Here is a 22,612-nt window from a genome sequence, read left to right as displayed (position 1 = left end):
TCGTCCCGCGTGGTGAGGTACGTGCCCGACGTGCGACAGCAAAGCAGATCACGGTGAAAGCGCCTTCGGCGGGGCCGGACGCATCCCGAACAGGAACCTCGTCCACCGCGTCCTGCGCACCACACCCTCGTACAGCGCGAGGATCACGATCAGCGAACCGGCCACGATCACCGCGTACTCGACCGCGATCGGCGCCGGCCACCCCGCCACGCCGTACGCCAGGGCGACCACGACCGGCTGGTGCAGCACATACACGGGCAGGGCGGCGATCCCGAGGTACACCATCGCGCGCGACGGCGCCCGCACCTCGCGCGGCCGGTCCAGGAGCCCGAGGATCGCCACGACCCAGCACCAGCCCGCCGCCCCGAACACGGCCCGGGTCACCAGCGCCGGCGCGCTCCCGTCGGTGAACGGGTCGTCCAGCGCGAGGAACCCGGGCGCGGTCCCCGCGAACAGGACCAGCCCGGCCACCCCCACCGGCACGGCGAGCCGGCGCAGGGCGGCGCGGACGCGCACGTCGTCGGCGAGGGCGTACCCGAAGGCGAAGAACACCAGATAGGCCCAGCGGTTCCAGCCCGCGAAGCCCTCCTCCATCCCCAGGAAGGCGTTGATCGCGGCGAGCGGCACAAGGGGCGCCAGGAGCAGGGACGGGCGCCGCTGCACCGCCTGTCCCGCGCGCTGCGACCAGGCCGCCAGCGGCGCCGCGACCGGGGCGAGGAGCAGGCTGAAGGTGAGCAGGAGCACGACGAACCACAGGTGGCCGGTCTCGAAGTGCTCCCCGTCGAGGACGAACGGGAAGTCGGCCAGGTCCGGGTGGACGGTGAGGAAGCGGAGCCAGAAGCGCCCGTACGACTCGTCGTAGCCCGGGTCGGCGGCCCGCAGCCGCAGCCACTGGGGGAGCGGGCACAGCACGACCGTCGCGACGACCAGCGGAACTCCCAGGCGCAGCAGGCGTTCCCGGGTGAACCGGGCGGCCCCGCGCCGGCGGATCGAGTGCCGGGAGCCGAGCCCGGCGACGAGGAACAGCATGGGCATCGCCCAGACCACCCCGAACCCGGCGAGCACGGTGACGGCGCCGGTCGTCTCGGCGTTCTTGACGTAGAAGTCGTCGTCCGGCGAGAACACCAGGGCGGAGTGGAAGAAGACCAGCCCGAGGACGACGAGCACCCGCAGCGTGTCGAGTTCGCCGCGTCGGGGAGCGGTGGCCGGGACCTGCGTCTGCGCGCTCACCCGGACCAGTGTGGGGGCGCGGCGGGGCCTCGCCCAGAGGAAGGGCTGCCTCCGGCACCGTCCGCCGGAGGCAGCCCCCGCGTGCACCCGAAGCGGCCGCCTCTGAAGCCTCAGTGCACGCCGTGCGGGCGGAACTGCACGCTGATGCGCGGTCCCGTCGCGCGTGTGGTCTTCGGTACCGAGTGCTCCCAGGTCCGCTGGCAGGAGCCGCCCATCACGATCAGGTCGCCGTGCCCCAGCGGCCGGCGCACCGTCCGACCCCCGCCGCGCATCGGGCGCAGCAGCAGATCCCGGGGCGCGCCCACGGAGAGGATGGCGACCATGGTGTCCTCGCGCGCGCCCCGTCCGATCCGGTCACCGTGCCAGGCCACGCTGTCCCGGCCGTCGCGGTAGTAGCAGAGCCCGGCCGTGGTGAACGGCTCACCCAGCTCCTCGGCGTAGTGCGCGGACAGCGCGTCGCGGGCCTCGACGAGGACGGGATGCGGCAGCGCGTCGTCCGCCCCGTAGAAGGCGAGCAGTCGCGGTACGTCGACCACGTGGTCGTACATCGTGCGCCGCTCGGCACGCCACGGCACCTCGGAGGCGAGCTGTTCGAACAGCGCGTCGGCCCCGCTGAGCCAGCCCGGCAGCACGTCGATCCAGGCGCCACGGGCGAGCCGGGTGCGGCGGACCCCGGCGAGGGAGCCGAGCCGCAGCTCGTCGGTCTGGTCGAACAGGGAGCCCTGGAGGTGCGTGGCCATGCTGCCAGCGTACCCCTGAATCGAAAATTTGTTCCCATCGGTTTTCGGTCGGACTCTTTGGATGCACTCATGTATCGGATACATTCATGTATCGAACGGAGGTCCGGACGTGGCGGTGGAGGAGACGACCAGGCGTGTCACCAAGCGCCGGGTCCGCACCCGGGCCAACCTGCTCGACGCCGCCTTCGAGGTGTTCGCCGCCAAGGGCTTCGGCCGGGTCTCCATCGAGGAGGTCTGCGACGCCGCCGGCTACAGCAGGGGTGCCTTCTACTCCAACTTCGACAGCCTGGACGAACTGTTCTTCGCCCTCTACCAGCAGCGCGCGGACGTGATCGCGGAGCAGGTCTCCGGGGCGCTCGCCCTCGACGGGCCGGACCTGGACGTGCCCGCCGCCGTGGACCGGGTGACCGACGTGCTGCTCCTGGACCGCGACTGGCTGCTGGTGAAGACGGACTTCCTGGTGCACGCCGCGCGCGCACCGGCCGTGGCCCGGACACTGCTGGAACACCGGGCCCGACTGCGCGGCGCGATCGCCGACCGGCTGGCCCGCGCGCGGGCAGACACCGCACTGCCCGCCGTGCTCGGCGGCATCGACGGCGCCGCCCACGCCGTGGTCGCCGCCTACGACGGAGTGACCACCCAACTGCTGCTGGACAAGGACGTCGAGCACGCCCGCGCCTGGCTGAAACAACTGCTCACCGCGCTGCTCACCGACGGCAGCGACACCACCACATGAGGACATGAGGAAGGGACGGTCGCCATGGATGCCGACGTCATCGTCGTCGGAGCGGGACTCGCGGGCCTGGTCGCCGCGAGCGAACTGACCAGCCGGGGCCGCAGGGTCGCGCTGGTGGACCAGGAGAACGCGGCCAACCTCGGCGGACAGGCGTTCTGGTCCTTCGGCGGGCTGTTCCTCGTCGACTCCCCGGAGCAGCGGCGCCTGGGCATCAAGGACTCCCTCGACCTGGCCTGGAACGACTGGCAGGGCAGCGCCCGGTTCGACCGGGTGGAGGACGAGGACTCCTGGGCGGTGCGCTGGGCACGCGCGTACGTCGAGTTCGCGGCCGGCGAGAAGCGCGCCTGGCTGGACGGGCACGGCATCAAGTTCCTGCCCACGGTGGGCTGGGCCGAGCGCGGCGACCTACGGGCCGACGGCCACGGCAACTCCGTGCCCCGGTTCCACATCGCCTGGGGCACCGGCACGGGCGTCGTGGAGCCCTTCGTCCGGTACGCCAAGCAGGCCGCCCGCGACGGGCTGCTCACCTTCTACCACCGGCACCAGGTCGACGAACTGGTCATCGAGGACGGCTCCGCGCGCGGGGTGCGCGGAACGGTCCTGGCCGACGACCACTCGCCCCGGGGCGTCGCCTCCAACCGGGACCGCGCCGGCGAGTTCGAGCTCACCGCCCAGGCCGTGATCGTCACCACCGGCGGCATCGGTGCCAACCACGACATGGTCCGCCGCTACTGGCCCGAGCGGCTCGGCACCCCGCCCACCGAGATGGTCACCGGCGTCCCGGCCTATGTCGACGGCCGCATGCTCGACATCAGCGCGGAGGCGGGCGTACGGCTGGTCAACCGCGACCGTATGTGGCACTACACCGAGGGCCTGCAGAACTGGGATCCGATCTGGCCCGGCCACGGCATCCGCATCCTGCCCGGGCCGTCGTCGATGTGGTTCGACGCCCTCGGCCGCCGGCTCCCCGACCCCTGTCTGCCGGGCTACGACACCCTCGGCACGCTGGAGCACCTGCGCACGACCGAGGACATCGCCGGGTACGACCACTCCTGGTTCATCCTCAGCCAGAAGATCATCGAAAAGGAGTTCGCGCTGTCGGGCTCCGAGCAGAACCCCGACATCACCGCCAAGGACCGGACCGGGTTCCTGAAGGAACGCGTGCTCGGCAAGGGCGCCCCGGGACCGGTGGCCGCCTTCCTGCGCAACGGCGCGGACTTCGTGACCGCGCCCAAGCTGGAGCAACTGGTCGAGAAGATGAACGAGTTGACGGACAAGCCGCTCCTCGACGCCGAGACCGTCCGGCGCCAGATCGAGGCCCGCGACCTGCAGATCGCCAACCCCTACAGCAAGGACGCCCAGGTCCAGGGCATCCGCAACGCCCGCCGCTACATCGGCGACCGCCTCGGCCGCGTCGCCACCCCGCACCGCATCCTCGACCCGGCGGCCGGCCCCCTCATCGGCGTCAAGCTGCACGTCCTGACCCGCAAGACCCTCGGCGGCATCCAGACCGACCTCCACTCCCGCGCCCTGGGCGCTGACGGCACGCCCATCGACGGCCTGTACGCGGCCGGCGAGGTCGCCGGCTTCGGCGGTGGCGGCGTCCACGGCTACAACGCCCTGGAGGGCACCTTCCTCGGCGGCTGCCTGTTCTCCGGCCGGACGGCGGGACGGACGGCGGCCGAGCAGACGGCCTGAACGCGCCGGCCGGCCCGTCTCCTCACTCCCCAAGGAGGCGGGCCAGCACCGCGGCGTGGCTCTGTTCGGGGGTCTTGGAGGAGGTCAGCAGCGTCACGTCACCCTTGGCCGCCCACGCCCGTACCCGCTCCAGGAGCTCCGCCGCCTCGGGTTCGGCCAGCTCCGCCTCGTAGCGGCGCGCGAACTCGTCGTACGACCTCTCGTCCGCGTGGTACCAGCGGCGCAGCTCGGTCGACGGGGTGAGTCCCTTCGGCCACTCGTCCACCCGGGCGGCGTCCTTCGACAGACCGCGCGGCCACAGCCGGTCGACCAGGACGCGAACGCCGTCCTCGGGCTCGGGCGTCTCATAGACACGACGGATGCGAACACTCATGGCCGGACCTTTCTCGGGCGGCGGACGACGACCCGCCGGACCTGACGAGTTCCTCACAAGTGTCGGCCAAGGTCGACTCATGATCACGCACAAGCCCCGTGTCGCACTGCTGGCCGCCTCCCTGCTGCTGACCGGCTGCGGCGGCGGTGACGCGGCGACGCCGGACAGCCGGCCCACCGCCACCAGGCCCGCGGCCGCCACGCCCCTGCCCGACGTCGCCCTGGAGGTGGCCCCGCAGCAACTGCCCGGACTGGGCCCGAAGACCTGGGCGAAGGTGCCCGCCGAGGCACGTCAGGCCGTCGTCGTGACCGGACGCGGCAGGAACTCCTCGCAGTCGACGGTCGTCCTGTACGAGCGCAGCGACATCGGCTGGGAGGCCGGCGCGAGCTGGCCCGCCCACAACGCCCTGCGCGGCTGGACCGACCACCACCGCGCCGGCGATCTGCGCTCACCCGTCGGCGTCTTCACCCTCACCGACGCCGGGGGCCTGCTCCGCGACCCCGGGACCAGGCTGCCCTACGACCACGGCGTCGGGTTCACGGCCACCGGCACCGGCTTCGAGGGCGAGCCGCTCGCCGGCTCCTTCGACTACGTGATCGCCATCAACTACAACCGCCGGCCCGGCACTTCACCCCTGGACTGGACCCGCCCGCTCGGCGCGGGCCGCGGCGGCGGCATATGGCTGCACGTCGACCACGACGGCCCGACACAGGGCTGCGTCAGCATCGCGCGGGAGCACATGAGGGAGCTGCTGCGGGCGCTGGACCCCGACCGGCATCCCGTCGTCGTCATGGGCGACGCCAAGTCACTGGCCCGCTGAAATCCCCCGGACCGCTTAGGATCCGCCGCGTGTGCGCACATGTGCTGGTCGCCGAGGACGACGAGATGCAGGCCGAACTGATACGACGCTCCCTGCTGGCGGAGGGCCACACCGCCACCGTGGTGCACGACGGGCCGGCCGCCCTCGACGCGGTCCGGCGGCGACGGCCCGACCTGGTCGTGCTGGACCTGATGCTGCCGGTGATCGACGGCTTCGGGGTGTGCCGGGTGCTGCGCCGGAACCCCGACGATCCGGACCTCCCCGTGCTGATGCTGACGGCCCGGTCGGCGGAGGACGACGTACTGCTCGGCCTCGAACTCGGCGCCGACGACTACATGACCAAGCCGTACAGCCCGCGGGAGCTGATGGCCCGCATCCGCACGGTGCTGCGGCGCAGCGGACGTGCCGCCGGCCGGCGGGAGGATCCCGTGGTCCGCGCGGCGGGCCTCGCCGTCGACCCCGTACGGCACGAGGTGCGATGCGACGGGGCGGCGGTGGAGTGCACGCCGGCCGAGTTCGAGATCCTCCTCGCCATGACGGCCGAACCCGAACGCGTCTTCTCCCGGCGGCAGTTGCTGGAGTGCACCCGGGGCACCGACCGGGCCTCCACCGAACGGGCCGTCGACGTCCACATCATGAACCTGCGCAAGAAGATCGAGGCCGACCCGCGCAGGCCGGTGCGGCTGCTGACGGTGTTCGGCGTCGGCTACAAGCTCAGCGGGGGCCGTGCGTGACCGCGCGCATCCCGGTGCGCAAGCGCCTCCTGGTCCGGCTGTTGATCGCGACGGTGCTGATCGCCGTGTGCTCGGTGGCGGCGACGGCCTGGCTGGCGGTGGAGACCACCACTCGGGCGCTGCGCGAGGAGCAGGGACAGGTCCTCGCGGAGGACATGGACGTCCTGGCCCGGCTCAGCGGATACGCCGCGACCCACCCGGACTGGAGAGGCGTCGAGGAGACGGTGCGTGCGCTGTCCGCGCGGACCGGGCGCCGTATCGCGCTGACCACCCCGGACCGCCGGACCATCGCCGACTCCGCACCGCCCGGCACCTCCCTGCCGCCACGCGCCGCCGCCACCATCGACCCGCTGCGCACCGACACCTACACGGAGCGCGGGGCGCAGCGCAGCGGGCTCGACCCCCGCGTGGTGGGGCCCTATCTGCTGCCGGCCGGGGAGCGGGTCCGACTGGACGAGCTCGCCACGGCCAGGCAGCAGTGCTACGCCCGCAACGGCTACGAGACCACCGTGCTGAGGACGCCGAGCGGACGCCCCGTCCTCAGCGACGAGAAGGGGGCCGTCGCGGCCGGCTACGTACCCGACGAGTGCGCCGACGGCAGGCTCAACACTCCGACGCCCACCGAGAAGAAGGCTCTGTCCGAACTCACGGAACGGTCCTGGGACTGCCTGGAACGAAACGGCGTGAGCGCCGGCCGGGACCTGTTCGTCGCCGTCGACATCAACGAGCGCCGCATCGGCACGCGGTACCTCATGGGCAAGGTCGGTCGCCCCGGGGACCCGGAGTCCCTGCGGAAGGCGGAGAGCTGCGCCGACGCCGCCCGCCGCGCCCAGCTCGACCCGTACGTGGCCCCCGTCGCCGAGCTGTTCCTGGGCGGCGGGGACACGACGGCCGTACGGTTCGACATGTCCCCGGCCAACAAGGCCAAGGTCGTCGGTGCCGCCGGCCTCGTACTGGCCGTCACCGTGGCCGTGACCGCCGTGGTCGCCACCCGGCTGGTCCGGCCGCTGCGGGCGCTGACCGAGGCGGCCCAGCAGCCGCCCGAGCTGCATGTGCGCGTCCCCGTCACCACCCGCGACGAGACCGGCATCCTCGCCGCGGCGTTCAACGAACTCACCGAGCGGCGCGAGCGGTTGGAGGCCCAGCGCAAGGCCATGGTCAGCGATATCGCCCATGAACTGCGCAGCCCGCTGACCAACATCCGCGGCTGGCTGGAAGTCACCCGCGACGGCGTCGTCGCCCCCGCCCCCGCCCTGCTCGCCTCCCTGCACGAGGAGGCGCTCGTCCTGCAGCGCGTCATCGACGATCTCCAGGACCTCGCCGCCGCCGACGCCGGCACCCTGCGCCTGCACCGTGAGCCCGTGCGCGCCGACGACCTCCTCGGCCAGGTCGCCGCCGCCCACCGGGTCGCCGCCGACACCGCCGGCGTCACCCTGCGCACCACGGCCGACGGCACGCCCTGGCTGGACGCGGATCCGGTCCGCATGCGCCAGGCACTCGGCAACCTCGTCTCCAACGCCCTGCGTCACACACCGGCCGACGGCACCGTCACCCTCACCGCCCAGCGCGACGGCGACTTCGTCGTCCTCGACGTCACCGACACGGGGACCGGAATCGACGCCGAGGACCTGCCCTACGTCTTCGACCGGTTCTGGCGCGCGGAGAAGTCCCGCAGTCGGCGTACCGGCGGCAGTGGGCTGGGCCTGCCGATCGTCCGGCACCTGGTCGCCGCGCACGGGGGGACGGTCGACGCGGCGAGCGAGCCAGGCGCCGGATCCGTGTTCACGCTGCGACTGCCGGCGGCCGAGGCGCCCGACTGAGCCGCGCGGACGCTACGCCCGTGCCGACGAGCCGCCGGTCATCCGGCCCGCTGCCGCAGCGCCCGTCGCTCGGCCTCGCTCGTGCCGCCCCAGATCCCGATGAACTGGTCCATGTCCAGCGCCCAGCGCAGACACTGCTCGCGGACCGAGCAGCGCCGGCAGACGGCCTTCGCCTGCTCCGTCTGCAACACGGTCGGTCCGGACGTGCCGATCGGGTAGAAGAGGTCGGGGTCCTCATGGCGGCAGGCGGCGTGGTCTCGCCAGTCGTCCATCAAAGTCACCTGCGATCGTCGTACGTGCCCTCGGTGGATGCCTACTCGTTTTCGGGTCGCCTGTCGATGCATGAGTGAAACCCCGTTGGACACAGCCGAATCAGGTCACTCTTCGCGCATGCCCCAAGGGGAGCCGTACGCCGTCAGCAGATCCAGGAAGGGGCGGGCGGGGAAGGCCTCAGGACCGAGCACGCCCGCGCCCGACCAGGCGCCGGTGGCGAGGAGTTCGAGGGCGACGACCGGGTTGACGGCGGTCTGCCACACCACGGCCTGGCTGCCGTACTCCTTCATGGACCATTGGTTGTCGACCACGTGGTACAGGTACACCTCGCGCGGCCGGCCGTCCTTGACGCCCCGTACCCAGGTGCCCGCGCAGGTCTTGCCGTGCATCCGCTCGCCCAGCGTCGCCGGATCCGGCAGACAGGCGGCGACCACGTCCCGGGGCGAGACCCGCACCGGCCCGTCGGCGCCCGGCACGGTCACCGGCTCGGTGCGGTCCAGACCCAGCAGGTGCAGCGTCTTCAGCGTGTCGATGAACTCCTCGCCCAGGCCGTACTTGAAGGTCACCCGCCGCGCGTCGACCCAGCGCGGCACCAGCAGCACCTCCTCGTGCTCCACGTTCACGCACTCGACCGGCCCGATGCCCTCGGGGAAGTCGAACACCTCGGGCTCGCTGAACGGCTCGGTGGTGAACCAGCCGCGGCCGTCCTCGTAGACCACCGGCGGGTTGAGGCACTCCTCGATCGTGGTCCAGATGCTGAACGACGGCGCGAAGTCGTAGCCGTCGACGGTGAGGTTCGCGCCGTCGCGGACGCCGATCTCCTCGATCTCGTCGAACAGCTCGTCGGCCGCGTACCGGGCGAACACGTCGGACAGCCCCGGCTCCACACCCATGCCGACCAGCGCCAGCGCGCCCGCCCTCGCCCAGTCGGCCGCCTGCTCGAACTGGGCGTCGCCCAGCTTGACCCCGCACTCCTCGTACGGCCGCTCCGGATGCGGCCGCGACAGCGACATCGCCATGTCGACATACGTGGCACCGGCCGTGCGCGCGGCCCGGAACAGCGGCATCACGAACCGCGGGTCGGTGGCGTTGAGGAGCACGTCGCAGGCGTGCCGCCGCAGCAGCGCGGCGACCGCCGCCTCGTCGCCCGCGTCCACCCGCTCGGCACGGAAGCGGGCATCGTCGGCGAGGGCGGTCACGGCCGCCTCGGCGCGGGCGGGGTCGTGGTCGGCGACCACCATCGCCTCGAAGAACGGACGCCGGGCCGCGATCCGGGTGATGGCGGTACCCACCCCGCCGGCTCCCACGAGCAGTACACGCATGACAAGACTCCCTCGACTGAAGTGCTGAAGGTCTACGACGTGGTGGGGCCCCGCCTGGAATACAACGCCGCCCACTCGGTTAAGGTCAATGCCGTTGGCATAAGGAGGGAGACGGCGATGCCGAAACCGGTCGTACCGGAAGAGAAGCGGCGGCGGCGTCGCCCCACCAAGAGCGGCACGGTGCTGTCGGAGCGGCTGATCGTCGACACGGCGCTGCGCATGCTGCGCGAACACGGCAGCGCCGGTCTCACCGCCCGTCGCCTCGGGCTGGCCCTGGACGCCGACCCGAGCACGCTGTACCGCTACTTCCGCGGCATGGACGATCTGACCCTCGCGATCGGCGACGCCCTCATCGGCCAGGCGCTGGAAGGCTGGGAGCCGACGGGGGAGTGGCGTGAGGACCTGCGCGCCGTCGGGCTGCGCATCCACGCCGCCTACGTCGCCCATCCGCAGGCCGCCCTGCTGACCACGAACCGGGTCACCGGCCGCGCGAACGAACTCGCCGCCGACGAGGCCGTCCTGGACCTCCTGCGCAGAGCCGGGTTCCCGCTGCCGGACACCGTGCGCATCTACCACGCCTTCATCGACCAGACGCTGGCCTTCGCGGCGCTGGACGCGGCGTCGCTGGCGCTGCCCAGCGCCTCACTTCGCGCCGATGAGGAGATGTGGCGCTCGACGTATGCCCGGCTGCCCCGCAGCACCCATCCCCGGATCGCCGAGGCGGCGCCGCTGCTGGCGACTCGGATGGTGAACAGCGCCTATCCGACGGCGCTGGAGATGCTGCTGGACAGCGCCGCCGCGCAACTGGAGGGGCGTCACGGCTGACGTCCCAAGGACGCGGGACGTCATGGGCGCAGTGCTTCCTCCGCCGTGATCGCCACTGCCTGCGTGACCGCCGCCAGAGCCGGTGAGTCCAGCTTCCACTGCTGCCAGTACAGCGGGACGTCGACCGGCCGCTTCGGGGCGAGCTGCACCAGGCGGCCGTCCTTCAGGAGCGGTTCCGCCTGCGCCTCGGGCACCAGTCCCCAGCCCAGTCCGGCCGCCACGGCCGACACGAACCCCTCCGAGGTGGGGACGTGGTGCCGTACGGCACTCGCGCCGGTCCGGCCACGCCGCAGCCTGCGCACGAACCCGTCCTGGAGGTCGTCACTGCGGTCGAAGGACATCACCGGCGCCCGTGCGAGCGCCTCCCCCAGCGGCCCGTCGAGATGCCGGTCGGCGAACTCCGGGCTCGCCGCGGCCAGATAGCGCATCCGGCCCAGCAGGCGCACCGAACACCCCGCCACGGGATCAGGCGACGAGGTCACCGCGGCCATCACCTGCCCTTCCCGCAGCAGCACCGCCGTACGGCTCTCGTCCTCCCGCCGCAGCTCGAAACAGAGCCGAGGCTCCGCCGGTACGCGCGTGAGCGCCGTCAGGAACCACGTCGCCAGCGAGTCGGCGTTGACCGCGACCGACACCCGGGTCGGCTCCCCGGCCGCGCTCATGCCGAGCTCGGCCCGCGCATCGCGCTCCAGGCGCGCCAACTGGCGGGCGAACCGGACGACGACCTCGCCCGACTCGGTCGGCCGCACCGGTTTCGTGCGCACCAGCAGCACCCGCCCCGTGCGCTGCTCCAGCGCCTTCACCCGCTGGCTCACCGCCGACGGCGTCACATGCAGCGCGGCCGCGGCCGCGTCGAAGGTGCCCTCGTCCACCACCGCCAGCAGCGTCCGCACCTGGTCGAGGGGAAGCTCGGTCAGCTCGGTCTTCATATCTGCTAAAGGTAGCTAAGAATCTTTAGCTGTACGTGCGGAGATCGCTTCCTTAACGTCAACGGCATGACAAACGCCTTGACCACCGCAGCCGCCGGATTCGGCACCGGCCTCTCCCTGATCGTCGCCATCGGCGCCCAGAACGCCTTCGTCCTGCGTCAGGGGATCCGCCGCGACGCCGTCCTGGCCGTCGTCGGCATCTGCGCCCTGTCCGACGCGCTGCTGATCACCCTGGGCGTGGCCGGCGTCGGCGCGGTGGTCGTGGCGTGGCCCGGGGCGCTGACCGCGGTGGCGTGGGTCGGCGGGGCGTTCCTGCTCTGCTACGGCGCGCTCGCCGCCCGCCGGGTCTTCAGGCCGGCCGGCGCCCTGCTGACGGAGGGCGACGCCGCGGGGTCACGGCGGCGGGCGGTGCTGACCTGCCTCGCGATGACCTGGCTCAACCCGCACGTCTACCTCGACACCGTCTTCCTGCTCGGCACGGTCGCCGCCGACCGGGGCCCGATGCGCTGGACGTTCGGCCTCGGCGCCGCGCTCGCCAGCCTGTGCTGGTTCGCCGCGCTCGGCTTCGGCGCCCGCCTGCTGAGCCGCCACCTCGCCAAGCCGGTGGCCTGGCGCGTGCTGGACGGGCTGGTCGCCGCGACGATGATCGCACTCGGCGTGAGCCTCGTCGCGGGCGCCTGACCCGCCACTACCGCGTGGGGCGCTCAGAGCACCGGGCGCCGGTTGTGGCCGTACTGCTCCATCAGCTTGCCCCGGGTCATCTCCAGCCGGTGCGCGAGGATTTCGGCGACGTGCCGTACCAGCGACAGCCCGAGTCGGGTGTCCTCCTCGCACAGCCGCAGCACCGCCGCCGCCTCGAACTCGTAGGCCCGCACGGGGCTGAAGGCCTCCGCGCCGAAGTCCCACTGGTACGGCGGGAACAGCCAGGACCAGCCCAGCAGATCGCCGGCGCCGAGGCTGGCGACGGTGACCCGCTGCACGGACGTCACCCGCTGGTCGAGGGAGACGGCGCCCGAGCGGATGACCCAGAAACGGTCGGCGGTGCCGCCCGCCTCGAAGATCCGGGTGTCCTCCGGGAAGGAGACCTCCCTCGCGAGGGACATCAGGCGCTCGCGCTGAGGCGGCGGAAGGGCGGTCAGGAGTTTGATCGCTTTGGTCATGACACGGGGCTCCTCGCCGAGGACTGAGGTTCCGGTGCGTGCGTTCCCTGCGTCCATTTCAGCGGCTGCCGCCGCGCTGAGCACCTCGGCGGACCCGGTTTTGGCCGGGATCTCGTGCGGCGGATCGCGGAGGGCATGAAAAAGCCCTGGCTGGACGGGGGAGGCCAGCCAGGGCCGTAGGGGGTGGCGCACGGAGGACCGATTCGGTCGACCCCGTGACCACGTATGTATGAACCGTAAACCATCTCGGCGGATTCTGCGTCATCGAAACCGGCGTACGTGACTGGTTTCACTCCGATCCAGGTTTCAGACCGGGTTCGGCGTGCTTCCCCGGGGTCAGGATCTCTTCCAGCACCGTGATCACGGTCTCGTACGCCACCGTCCGCACGGCGGCGTCGCGGGCCCCCTCGGGATCGGTCGACCCCAGCTCCTCGCTCCGTGCCCGCCACGTCCGCTGGTTCCGCCGGGCATAGGCCCGGGCCCGCTGCATCCGCCGCAGCAGTTCGTCTGAGTCCACGACATCGGTCATGACATCCGCGTACCCAGGTATCGCCCCGATGTGCGGTCATCCGTCCGGTGCCTTCACCGGCACGCCCAGTGGACGGGCCAGGCCGGACACCCCCTCGTCGAGGCGTTGCAGATGGCGTAGGACACGGTCGGTGACCCGGCCGTAGCGCGATGTGCCGGGGACGGCCGGGCCGAGCAGCGAGGCGATGCTCGGGCCGGTCTCGATCTCGACCGTGGCGTGTTCGTCGGTCACGCGGGCGGTGATCACCTCGATGTTGTGCTCGATGCGACGCGCGGCCCGGCGCAGCCGCGGGTCCGCCGCGATCGAGGGATGGGTGGGCAGCAGCTCGGCGGTCGCGGCCAGCGAACGCGCGTGATACGCGCAGGTCTCCAGCAGCGCGACGACATAGCGCGCGGTCTCCCGCCGGGCCCGCAGCGGCGTGCCGGGATGGGTCAGCGGCTGGGTGGCGGCCCGCAGGTCGGCCAGCGCCTGGTCCAGGTCGCGTGCCTCGTCGATCAGGTCGACGGGCGGTCCGCCGCTGAGCTGGTCGACGGCGCTGCGGGTGACGTCGCCGAGCCGTTCCAGCACGGTGGCGAGGAGTTCGTTGGTACGGCGATCGGTCCGCACCGGCAGCACGAACGCGGCCGCGATCACCCCGCAGGCCGCGCCGAGCGCGGTCTCCTCGACGCGCAGCACCAGCACCGAGAGGCTGTAGGTGTGCAGCAGGGTGTAGAGCAGCCCGAGCGCCGCGGTGACGAAGAAGGACACCAGCGTGTAGGACAGCGGCGCCGAGTAGAACATCGCGAAGACGAACAGCAGCACCAGCGCGAACGCCGTCCAGGTGTGCTGTCCGACGGCGCCCGCCAGCACGATGCCGGCCAGCACGCCGAGGACGGTGCCGAGCAGCCGGCGGTAGCCCTTGACCAGGATCTCGCCCGTGGAAGCGGTGTTGAGGAACACGATCCAGCAGGTCAGCACCGCCCAGTACCAGCGGTCACGGGACAGCAGCTCACCGCCGACCATGGCCAGCGCCGACCCCACGGCGACCTGCACGGCGGCACGCGTGGTGGGCCGCTCAAGGCCCGTCCGCTCCGGCGCGGGCGTCTCCTCCTCGGCGTCCAGCACCGCGTCCTCCGCGTCCAGCTCCTCGCGGGAACGGGCCGTGGCCGGGGAGTCGTCCGACTCGTCGTGGGTGCCGCCGAGCGCGATCCGCAGCCCGAGTACGGCACGGGCGGCCTCGCCGACGGCCCGGAAGACGTCCTGCACGGCGGGCGAGGCGACCGGCAGGTTGTCCTCGTCGCGGTACCCGAGGAGCCGGTTGCGCAGATGGGCCACCGAGGTTCCGGTGGCCCGGTCGACGGGCCGCAGCACGAGCAGGCGCAGGGCCTGAAGATCCCGGCGCAGGGTGTCGGTCGCCGCGTCCCGCACCGGTTGCCGCCCGCCCGAGGGCACGGGCGCGCCCGGCAGATGCAGGGCCAGCGTGTCCACCCGCTCGGCCCCGCGGGCGCGCAGCAGCGACAGCCCCAGGCGCTCGGCGGCGATCTCGGCGTCCGCGACCCGCCGTTGGACGAGCCCGGCCACCGTCTCGTCGGCGGTGCCCTCCTCCAGCCGGCCCTGGATCAGCAGGGCCGTCTCGTGCAGGCGTGCGGTGCCCTCGCGCACCTGCTCCAGGGCCCGGTCCGCGTCCTCGGGACCGGCGTCGAGCAGATCGAGCTGCGCGGACAGCAGTTGTGCCAGCCGGGCCCGGAAGGCCCCGCGCAGCCGCTGCAGCACCCCCGTCGGCGTCTCGGGAACGAGGACGAACCGCATCAGCGCGCCGCACGCGAAGCCCATGGCGACCGCGCCGCACAGGGCGGGCAACTCGCTGACGGAGGCGCCGACGAAGAGCGACACGAAGTAGATCTGGAAGCCGATCAGACCGAGCGCGGTGCCCCGGTCGCCGAATCTGCGGCCGTAGACGGCGCAGAAGATGAGCGCGACGAAGAACAGGTCGCCGGCCACCACGTTGGTGTGCAGCACCGCCGCCAGCGTCAGGGACGCCAGCGCCACCGGAAGCCCCAGCGCGAGCGTGACCGCCTGCTGCCCGCGCTGCTTCTCCCGGATGGCGAAGGTGGAGACCATCGCCGCCAGGGCCCCCGCCACCAGATGGCGTACATCGGTGCCCAGCAGCGCGAGCAGGGCGACCGTGAGGGCGATCGAGCCCGACGTGCGCAGCCCGGCCGCCAGCCTCAGCAGACCCGGGTCCGACGCCGCGACCCGGTCGCGCAGCCGCGCCCGGACCGGCCCTCCCGCTGCCCTCACGCCGCCGTACTCTCTCCCGCTCTCTCTCCGTTCACACCGCGCTCCGCGCTCCGCGCCCCGCGCCTCGGCCGAGGCCGGCACCCCGCTCAGCCGTCGCCCTTCCCGCCGACCTGCGCGCGCAGCTGCTCCGGCGTCAGATAGGCGTGCACGAACTCGAAGTCCTTGAGCTTGGCGGGACTGCGCGACTGGAATCCGGTGCGCACGAAATCGTCCCCGGCGACGGCGTTGAGCAGCCAGTTCGTCATCACGCGGGTCTTGGCGACGTTGGTGCGCAGCGCCGACCAGTGGTAGCCGCGGGCGACGGCGAGCGCGGGCAGGCCCTTCAGCTCGACGCCGAGCGGCTTGGACACGGCGTCACGGCCGCCGAGGTCGACGACCAGCCCGAGGTCCTTGTGCTCGTACGGCCGCAGCGGCTGGTCGCGCAGGGCGGCGATGACGTTGTCGGCCACCACCTTGCCCTGGCGCATGGCGTGCTGGGCGGTGGGCGGGCAGACGGCGCCCTCCTCGTCCTTGGCCCTGTCGGGCACCGCGGCGGCGTCGCCGAGCGCGAACACGCCGTCGTGCCCGGGCAAGTTCATCTCGGCGGTGACCGCGAGCCGCCCCCGTACCGTCTCCGCGCCCAGCGTGCCGATCAGCGGGCTGGCGACCACGCCGGCGGTCCAGATCAGGGTGCGGGTTGGGATGACGCGGCCGTCGGTGAAGGTGACCTCCTCGGGGCCGGCCTTGGCGATGGACACCCCGAGGGAGATCTCGATGCCACGCTTGCGCAGGATCTCCTGGGCGTCGTCGCCGAGCTTCTCACCGAGTTCGGGCATCAGCCTCGGGGCGATGTCGATCAGATGCCACTTGATCAGGCGGGGGTCGAGCCGCGGATAGCGCTTGACCGCGTTGTGGGTCAGCATCTGCAGACACGCGGCGGTCTCGGTGCCCGCGTAGCCGCCGCCGACCACCACGAACTGAAGGCGCGCCGTGCGCTCGTCGGGGTCCTGGCTGGCGTCGGCGAGATCGAGCTGGGAGATGACGTGGTCGCGCAGGTAGGCGGCCTCCGCGAGCGTCTTCATGCCGTACGCGTTGTCGGTCAGCCCCGGGATGTCGAAGGTGCGGGTGATGCTGCCGGGGGCCAGCACGATGTAGTCGTACGGCTCGTTGACGGTCCGGTCGGTGATGGTGCGGATGACGCAGACCTTGGACGCGAGGTCCACGCCGATGGCGCCGCCCGGGATGATCCGGGTGCGGTACCTGCGGCTGCGGCGCAGCGACAGGGCGATCGACTGGGGCGTCAGGACACCGGAGGCGACCTGGGGCAGCAGCGGCAGGTAGAGCTGGTAGGAGGACGGCGTCACCAAGGTGATCTCGGCCTCGTCCGGGGAGAGTTTGCGTTCCAGCCGGCGCACGCATCCGACTCCGGCGAAGCCTGCGCCAACCACCAGGATCCTGGGTCGTGTCACGGTGATCATCCCTTCTGCGGCTCCAGGCGGTCTGCCTCGACGACGTTCGCCTCGATCCCACCGCGCCACCGGTCGTTCCGCCAGCCGGGTGCGGCAGGCAGCCGAACCCGTCGTGATCCACCCTGCCCCAACCCGCGCGAGGGCACACCGGTTCGGAAGTGAAAGACGTGTCCGCGCGATCTCTTGACGAGCTATTGGTCCGGACCTAGCTTCCGTTGAAGCCATCCATGCAAGAGACCGTGATTTATGTATGTGAACACATCCCCTCATTCGACAGGAGGCAGGATGCTCCCACGCCTGCGCGCCCTCACCGTCACCACGGCGCTGTGCGCCACGTCGCTGCTCACCGCCCCGCACGCCGTCGCCGAAGTCGAGCCCGGCGGCTGGCAGTCGGTGTCCCCCGGTCACAGCGAACAGGAACGCGGCTGCGGCCGGATCGACGGCCTGACCTTCCGGCTCACCTGCTCCACCGCCAGCGGCGACCAACGGGCTGAACGGCGCTATGCCACCTACACCGGCGGAACGCGCCAGTTCGAGGGCCACTTCCGCATCACCGGCCTCAGCGGCTCCCGGATCAGCCTCAAGCAGACGTTCCACGAGTCGGGCTCGGGACCGTACTTCATGCTCGCCGTCGAGCGCGGCGGCCGGCTGTACGCGGTGCACGGCGGCACCACGCTCTCCCACGCCGGAACCGTCGGCACGACCGTCCGCGTCAACACCGTCCACCAGGTCGGCGCCGAGCACCGCACCTACATCAACGGCTCGCTCAAGCACACCTACGCCAGCCCCGGCGGCAGCTTCTACGACAAGTTCGGCGCCTACCGCACCAACAGCGGCAGCGGGCCGGCGACCGTGGAGTGGAGCAACATCCGCTTCTGGCGCAAGTAGCGGCCGCCGTATGCGAGCAAGAGCGCACATCGCGGTGTCGGCGGCGCTGATCCTGGCGCTGCCGGCCTGCTCGGCCGAGACACGGCAGCAGCCGCTGCGAGGTGTCCTGACGACACCCACCGACATCGACCTCGACTGGACGGGCACCCGGCCGGGAGTCGCGGGCCATGTGCTGGAGTTCGCGACCGAGGAAGCGGGCCCCTACACCGTCCTGGACCATCTGCCCCGGCAGGTGTCGACCTACCGCCACCCCGACCTGATGCCGCACACCACGTTCTTCTACCGCCTGCGGGCCTACCGGGGACCCGTGACCCGGCCGGTCCGCGCCGACCTTCCGGACGGCATCCGCTTCACCTGGACCGACGACTCCGCCGACGAGGACGGCTTCCTCCTGGAGATGCGCCGGAAGGACAGCGGTTGGTACGAGCCCGTCGCCGTCGTCGATCCGGAGGTCACCGGCACGACGCTGCGCACCCTGCCCGGCGAGAAGCAGGCCACCTTCCGGATCCGCGCCCTCGTCCTCGGCGAGCAGTCGAACGTCGTACGGCTCACCTCGGGCGGGTAGGCGTGCTCAGCGGAAGACGTTGTCCGCGTCGTCCCAGTGCGCGAACTCGTCCGACAACTGCTCCCGCGGTGCGCGCGAGCGGGCCTGGTACATCGCGTCGATCTGCAGCGCGTAGTGCCGCACGATCTCGTCCCGGCGCAGCTTCATCGACGGCGTCAGCAGCCCGCGGGCCATGTCGAACGGCTCCGGCAGCACCCGGAACACCCGGATCGACTCGGCGCGCGACACCGCGCTGTTGGCGGCGGCCACGGCCCGGGCGACCTCCTCCCGCAGCGCGTTCTCCTCCCGCGCCTCCCGGATCCGCGCGTCGCTGCGCACCGAGTGGCCGTCCCGCCAGTACGCCAGGAAGTCGGGGTCCAGGGTGATCAGCGCGCCGACACAGGGGCGGTTGTCGCCCACCACCACCGCCTGGTGCACCAGCGGATGCATCCTCAGCCGCTGCTCCAGGAGCGCCGGCGAGACGCTCTTGCCGCTGCTCGTGACGATGACGTCCTTCTTGCGCCCCGTGATCGTCAGATAGCCGTCGGAGTCCAGCCGCCCGAGGTCCCCGGTCGCGAGCCAGCCGCCGCGCAGCGCGGCCCACGTCGAGCTCTCGTCGTTGACGTATCCCTGGAACACCGACGGCCCGCGCACCAGGATCTCCCCGTCGTCGGCGACCCGGATGTCCATGCCCGGCAGCGCCTGCCCCACCGTCCCCGACATCTCCCGGCCCAGCGGCTGCGCGGTGACCCCGCCGCTGGTCTCCGTGAGCCCGTACCCGTCGTTCACGAAGATGCCGACGCCCTCGTAGAAGAGGGAGAGCTCACGGTTCAGGGACGAGCCGCCGGACGTCCCGAGCAGCACCCGGCCGCCGAGTGCGGCACGGAACTTGCGGTACACCGTCCGCTCGTACAGGGCGTGCTGCAGCCGCAGATCGAAACCGGGCCCGGGACCGCCGCCCAGCCGCTGCCGCTCCAGGGCGGCCGCGAAGTCCCGTGCGGTGTCGGCGGCCCGCTCGAACAGGGCGCCCCGGCCCGCCTGCTGGGCCGTGCGCAGGGCGTTCTTGTAGATCTTCTCGAAGATCGACGGCACACCGCAGAAATAGGTGGGGCGGAAGGTGCGCAGGGCGACCGCCAGCGCCTCCACGCGCAGGTCCGGTTCGTGCCCCATCATCATGCCGCCGCGGACGCACAGGGTCTGCACGAGAAGGCCGTACACATGGGAGAACGGCAGGAAGGCGAGAACGGACGCCTGCCCGCCCGGCGGCACCACCTTGTGGCCCCAGCCCGCGAGCAGCGTGTCGCAGGGGCTCGCCAGATTGCGGTGGCTCAGCGCGCAGCCCAAAGGCCGGCCCGTGGTGCCGGAGGTGTAGGCGATCACCGCCGTCGAGTCCGGCAGCACGATGCGGCGCAGCGACTCGACCGTGGTGAGCGGGATGAACTCGCCCCGCGCCACGAGCTGCCCCAGCCCGCCCGCGTCCAGCTGCCAGACGTGGCGCAGCCGCGTCAGCGATCCGCACACCGAGCCGACCGTCATGACCGCCTGCTCGTCCTCCACCACCACGGCCACGCACTCGGCGTCCCTCAGGATCCACTCCACCTGGTCGCGCGACGCCGTCGGATAGATCGGGACCACCTCGGCGCCCACCGCCCACAGCGCGTAGCTGAAGACCGTCCACTCGTACCGGGTGCGCGCCATGATGGCCACGCGGTGGCCCGGCGAGATGCCGGACGCGATCAGTCCCTTGGCCAGATCGGCGACTTCGTCGCGCAGTTCCACGGCGGTCACCTCCTCCCAGGTGGTGGAGGAGGGGTCGGGACGGCGCGCGAGCATCGGCAGCGTGGGACGGACGGCCGCCGTCTCGAAGACACTGTCGGCGAGCCCGCCGATCAGGGACGTGACGGTCGGGGGAGCGAGGCCGAGGTCGCGCATGCGCTGCTCCAGATGTGTACCGGGTGTGACGTCACCGATGAGTTCCGTTATCGGCGCTGCCCGAATCTAGCCCAGCTGAGACCGGATGGTGTCGGGAACGGAGAACTCGGGAGTCACATCCCGTACGGCAGCAGCCACAACGTGGCCAGCGGAGGCAGCGTCAGACGCAGGTGCCCGTCCTCCGGTTTGACGGGATCGGGGTTGGTGACATCGCTTCCGCCGTACCGCGCCGCGTCGGTGTTGAGCGTCTCCTGCCAGGCGGTGACGTGGTCCGGCACCCACAGGCGGTAGTCCTGACGGACTACGGGGGAGAAGTTGGAGACACAGAGCAGAGGGGTGCCCTCGGTGTCGTACCGCAGGAACGCGAAGACGTTGTCGTCGGCCGCGTCCCCGAGCGACCACTGGAAGCCTCCCGGGTCGGTGTCCCGCTCCCACAGCGCAGGGGTCGCCCCGTAGCGCGAGTTGAGGTCCCGCACCAGGTCCCGCACACCCCGGTGGTCGCCCGCCGACGCGTACCCGGGATCGAGCAGCCACCACTCCGGACCGTGTGCCTCCGACCACTCGGCACCTTGTGCGAACTCCTGCCCCATGAAGAGCAGTTGCTTGCCCGGGTGCGCCCACATGAAGCCCAGGTACGCACGGTGGTTGGCGCGGCGCTGCCACCAGTCGCCCGGCATCTTGGACACCAGCGCCTGCTTGCCGTGCACGACCTCGTCGTGGGAGATCGGCAGGACGTAGTTCTCGCTGTAGGCGTACACCATCGAGAACGTCATCTCGTTGTGGTGGTACTTGCGGTGCACCGGCTCCTTGGCCATGTACTGGAGCGAGTCGTGCATCCAGCCCATGTTCCACTTCAGCCCGAACCCCAGCCCGCCGCTGTCGGTCGGCCGGGTGACCCCGCCCCAGGCGGTGGACTCCTCCGCGATCGTGACGACCCCCGGATTGCGCCGGTACACCGTCGCGTTCATCTCCTGCAGGAACCGCATCGCCGCCAGGTCCTCCCGCCCGCCGAACGCGTTGGCCGACCACTGCCCCGGGTCCCGCGAGTAGTCGAGGTAGAGCATGGAGGCGACGGCGTCCACCCGCAGCCCGTCGATGTGGAACTCCTCGCACCAGTACGTCGCGTTGGCGACGAGGAAGTTGCGCACCTCGGTGCGCCCGTAGTCGAACTCGAACGTCCCCCAGTCCGGATGCTCCGCCCGCCGCGCGTCCCCGGGCTCGTACAGCGGGTCCCCGTCGAACCGGGCCAGTGCCCAGTCGTCCTTGGGGAAGTGGGCCGGCACCCAGTCCACGATCACCCCGACGCCGGCCCGGTGCAGCGCGTCGACCAGGTGCTTGAAGTCGTCGGGTGTGCCGAGGCGGGCCGTGGGCGCGTAGAAGCCGGTGACCTGATAGCCCCAGGACCCCGCGAAGGGATGCTGCGCGACCGGCATGAACTCCACATGGGTGAAGCCCAGGTCCTTGACGTACGCCGGCAGTTCCTCGGCCAGCCGGCGGTACGTCAGCCCCGGCCGCCAGGACGGCAGATGGACCTCGTACACCGAGAAGGGGGCCTGGTGCACGGGGACATCGCCCCGGTGCGCCATCCACTCCCCGTCGCCCCACTCGTAGTGCGAGGCGTGCACGATCGACGCCGTGTCCGGCGGGACCTCGGCACGGCGCGCCATCGGGTCGGCCTTGAGGAAGCGGTGACCGTGGCGGGAGGTGATCTCGAACTTGTACCGGGTGCCCTCGCCGATGCCCGGCAGGAACAGCTCCCACACCCCGGACGCGCCGAGCGAGCGCATCGGGAACGCCGTCCCGTCCCAGCAGGTGAAGTCCCCGGCGACCCGCACACCCCGGGCGTTCGGCGCCCATACGGTGAACCGGGTGCCCCGCACGCCCTGGTGTGTCATCGGCTCGGCGCCGAGCGCCTTCCACAGCTCCTCGTGCCGGCCCTCGCGGATCAGATGCAGGTCGAGTTCGCCGAGGGCGGGCAGGAAGCGGTACGGGTCGTGCACCTCGCGCTCGTCGGATCCGTCCTCCGCGTACGACACCAGCAGCGTGTACGCGGGGATCGCGTCCAGCGGCAGTACGGCCGAGAAGAGGCCGCCGCCCTCCGAGACCAGCGCGGTGCGCTCGCCGTCCACCACGACGCCCACCGCCCGCGCGAACGGGCGCAGCGCCCGGAAGGCGATCCCGCCCGGGACCGGGTGCGCCCCGAGCAGCGCGTGCGGATCGTGGTGGGCACCCGACAGCAGGCGATCACGGTCGGCCGGATCGAGGGGCGGCGCGGTGCTGTGCCGGTCCGGTCCGGCGGACTCGGGGCGCGAGGTCTCGTGCAGGGCCATG

Annotated in this window: 21 protein-coding genes; 9 read left to right on the top strand and 12 right to left on the bottom strand. The window is 71.9% G+C overall.

Features of this window, described 5'->3' with window-relative positions; all coding sequences use genetic code 11:
• Positions 1–48: 48 nt before the first annotated feature.
• Both IM697_RS25625 and IM697_RS25620 read right to left on the bottom strand, forming a co-directional pair.
• The gene (locus IM697_RS25625; protein ID WP_194038455.1) at positions 49–1,230 is read right to left on the bottom strand and encodes an acyltransferase family protein; all 1,182 of its coding nucleotides are present in this window, start codon (positions 1,228–1,230) and stop codon (positions 49–51) included.
• Between the two features lie 110 nt (positions 1,231–1,340).
• Positions 1,341–1,970 (bottom strand): alpha-ketoglutarate-dependent dioxygenase AlkB, encoded by a 630-nt coding sequence (locus IM697_RS25620; protein WP_194038454.1) that lies wholly within the window; start codon positions 1,968–1,970, stop codon positions 1,341–1,343.
• Between the two features lie 109 nt (positions 1,971–2,079).
• Between IM697_RS25620 and IM697_RS25615 the strand changes: the two genes are divergently transcribed.
• On the top strand, positions 2,080–2,706 hold the full coding sequence (locus IM697_RS25615; protein WP_194038453.1) for a TetR/AcrR family transcriptional regulator: 627 nt from the start codon (positions 2,080–2,082) through the stop codon (positions 2,704–2,706).
• A 24-nt stretch (positions 2,707–2,730) separates the two neighbouring features.
• Positions 2,731–4,404 (top strand): FAD-binding dehydrogenase, encoded by a 1,674-nt coding sequence (locus IM697_RS25610; protein ID WP_194038452.1) that lies wholly within the window; start codon positions 2,731–2,733, stop codon positions 4,402–4,404.
• A gap of 22 nt (positions 4,405–4,426) precedes the next feature.
• Here IM697_RS25610 and IM697_RS25605 read toward each other — a convergent pair whose 3' ends face one another.
• Positions 4,427–4,777, bottom strand: a complete 351-nt coding sequence (locus tag IM697_RS25605; RefSeq protein ID WP_194038451.1) for a DUF488 domain-containing protein — start codon at positions 4,775–4,777, stop codon at positions 4,427–4,429.
• A gap of 79 nt (positions 4,778–4,856) precedes the next feature.
• Here IM697_RS25605 and IM697_RS25600 point away from each other — a divergent pair, with 79 nt between their 5' ends.
• The 3 genes from IM697_RS25600 to IM697_RS25590 are packed head-to-tail and all read left to right on the top strand — an operon-like array spanning position 4,857 to position 8,151.
• Positions 4,857–5,597 carry a L,D-transpeptidase family protein gene (locus IM697_RS25600; RefSeq protein WP_194038450.1) on the top strand — a complete coding sequence of 247 codons (741 nt, stop codon included), beginning with the start codon at positions 4,857–4,859 and terminating at the stop codon, positions 5,595–5,597.
• A 29-nt stretch (positions 5,598–5,626) separates the two neighbouring features.
• Positions 5,627–6,331, top strand: a complete 705-nt coding sequence (locus tag IM697_RS25595) for a response regulator transcription factor (RefSeq protein WP_194038449.1) — start codon at positions 5,627–5,629, stop codon at positions 6,329–6,331.
• Positions 6,328–8,151: a sensor histidine kinase gene (locus tag IM697_RS25590; RefSeq protein WP_194038448.1), complete on the top strand. Its 1,824-nt coding sequence runs from the start codon at positions 6,328–6,330 to the stop codon at positions 8,149–8,151. The genes IM697_RS25595 and IM697_RS25590 overlap by 4 nt, the downstream gene beginning before the upstream one ends.
• A gap of 38 nt (positions 8,152–8,189) precedes the next feature.
• Here IM697_RS25590 and IM697_RS25585 read toward each other — a convergent pair whose 3' ends face one another.
• Both IM697_RS25585 and IM697_RS25580 read right to left on the bottom strand, forming a co-directional pair.
• Positions 8,190–8,423 (bottom strand): WhiB family transcriptional regulator, encoded by a 234-nt coding sequence (locus IM697_RS25585; protein ID WP_194038447.1) that lies wholly within the window; start codon positions 8,421–8,423, stop codon positions 8,190–8,192.
• Positions 8,424–8,528: 105 nt separating this feature from the next.
• Positions 8,529–9,746, bottom strand: coding sequence for a saccharopine dehydrogenase family protein (locus IM697_RS25580; protein ID WP_194038446.1), 1,218 nt, complete (start codon positions 9,744–9,746; stop codon positions 8,529–8,531).
• 117 nt (positions 9,747–9,863) lie between these two features.
• On the opposite strand from IM697_RS25580, the gene IM697_RS25575 reads away from it, so the two are divergent.
• Positions 9,864–10,571, top strand: a complete 708-nt coding sequence (locus IM697_RS25575; protein WP_194038445.1) for a TetR/AcrR family transcriptional regulator — start codon at positions 9,864–9,866, stop codon at positions 10,569–10,571.
• 20 nt (positions 10,572–10,591) lie between these two features.
• Here IM697_RS25575 and IM697_RS25570 read toward each other — a convergent pair whose 3' ends face one another.
• Positions 10,592–11,500 carry a LysR family transcriptional regulator ArgP gene (locus tag IM697_RS25570; RefSeq protein ID WP_194038444.1) on the bottom strand — a complete coding sequence of 303 codons (909 nt, stop codon included), beginning with the start codon at positions 11,498–11,500 and terminating at the stop codon, positions 10,592–10,594.
• 66 nt (positions 11,501–11,566) lie between these two features.
• On the opposite strand from IM697_RS25570, the gene IM697_RS25565 reads away from it, so the two are divergent.
• Positions 11,567–12,181 carry a LysE/ArgO family amino acid transporter gene (locus IM697_RS25565; RefSeq protein WP_194038443.1) on the top strand — a complete coding sequence of 205 codons (615 nt, stop codon included), beginning with the start codon at positions 11,567–11,569 and terminating at the stop codon, positions 12,179–12,181.
• Between the two features lie 23 nt (positions 12,182–12,204).
• Here IM697_RS25565 and IM697_RS25560 read toward each other — a convergent pair whose 3' ends face one another.
• The 4 genes from IM697_RS25560 to IM697_RS25545 form a co-directional block, all read right to left on the bottom strand.
• Entirely contained in the window at positions 12,205–12,660 is a 456-nt protein-coding gene (locus tag IM697_RS25560; RefSeq protein WP_194038442.1) for a cyclic nucleotide-binding domain-containing protein, read from the bottom strand.
• Between the two features lie 289 nt (positions 12,661–12,949).
• Entirely contained in the window at positions 12,950–13,189 is a 240-nt protein-coding gene (locus IM697_RS25555; protein WP_194038441.1) for a hypothetical protein, read from the bottom strand.
• Positions 13,190–13,225: 36 nt separating this feature from the next.
• Entirely contained in the window at positions 13,226–15,469 is a 2,244-nt protein-coding gene (locus IM697_RS25550; RefSeq protein ID WP_194038440.1) for an FUSC family protein, read from the bottom strand.
• 86 nt (positions 15,470–15,555) lie between these two features.
• Complete coding sequence (locus tag IM697_RS25545) at positions 15,556–16,926, bottom strand: NAD(P)/FAD-dependent oxidoreductase (protein WP_194038439.1); 1,371 nt, start codon at positions 16,924–16,926, stop codon at positions 15,556–15,558.
• Between the two features lie 276 nt (positions 16,927–17,202).
• Here IM697_RS25545 and IM697_RS25540 point away from each other — a divergent pair, with 276 nt between their 5' ends.
• Together IM697_RS25540 and IM697_RS25535 are read left to right on the top strand one after the other, a co-directional pair.
• Complete coding sequence (locus IM697_RS25540) at positions 17,203–17,805, top strand: hypothetical protein (protein ID WP_194038438.1); 603 nt, start codon at positions 17,203–17,205, stop codon at positions 17,803–17,805.
• Between the two features lie 10 nt (positions 17,806–17,815).
• Complete coding sequence (locus IM697_RS25535) at positions 17,816–18,370, top strand: fibronectin type III domain-containing protein (protein ID WP_228044170.1); 555 nt, start codon at positions 17,816–17,818, stop codon at positions 18,368–18,370.
• A gap of 6 nt (positions 18,371–18,376) precedes the next feature.
• Here the strand turns inward: IM697_RS25535 and IM697_RS25530 are convergent, their stop codons facing one another.
• Entirely contained in the window at positions 18,377–20,281 is a 1,905-nt protein-coding gene (locus tag IM697_RS25530) for an AMP-dependent synthetase/ligase (RefSeq protein ID WP_194038437.1), read from the bottom strand.
• A 113-nt stretch (positions 20,282–20,394) separates the two neighbouring features.
• Positions 20,395–22,611 (bottom strand): 1,4-alpha-glucan branching enzyme, encoded by a 2,217-nt coding sequence (glgB, locus tag IM697_RS25525; protein WP_194038436.1) that lies wholly within the window; start codon positions 22,609–22,611, stop codon positions 20,395–20,397.
• Between the last annotated feature and the right edge of the window lies 1 nt (position 22,612).

Source organism: Streptomyces ferrugineus (genome assembly GCF_015160855.1).
GTDB lineage: Bacteria > Actinomycetota > Actinomycetes > Streptomycetales > Streptomycetaceae > Streptomyces > Streptomyces ferrugineus.
This window is presented reverse-complemented; position numbering and strand designations above follow the sequence as displayed.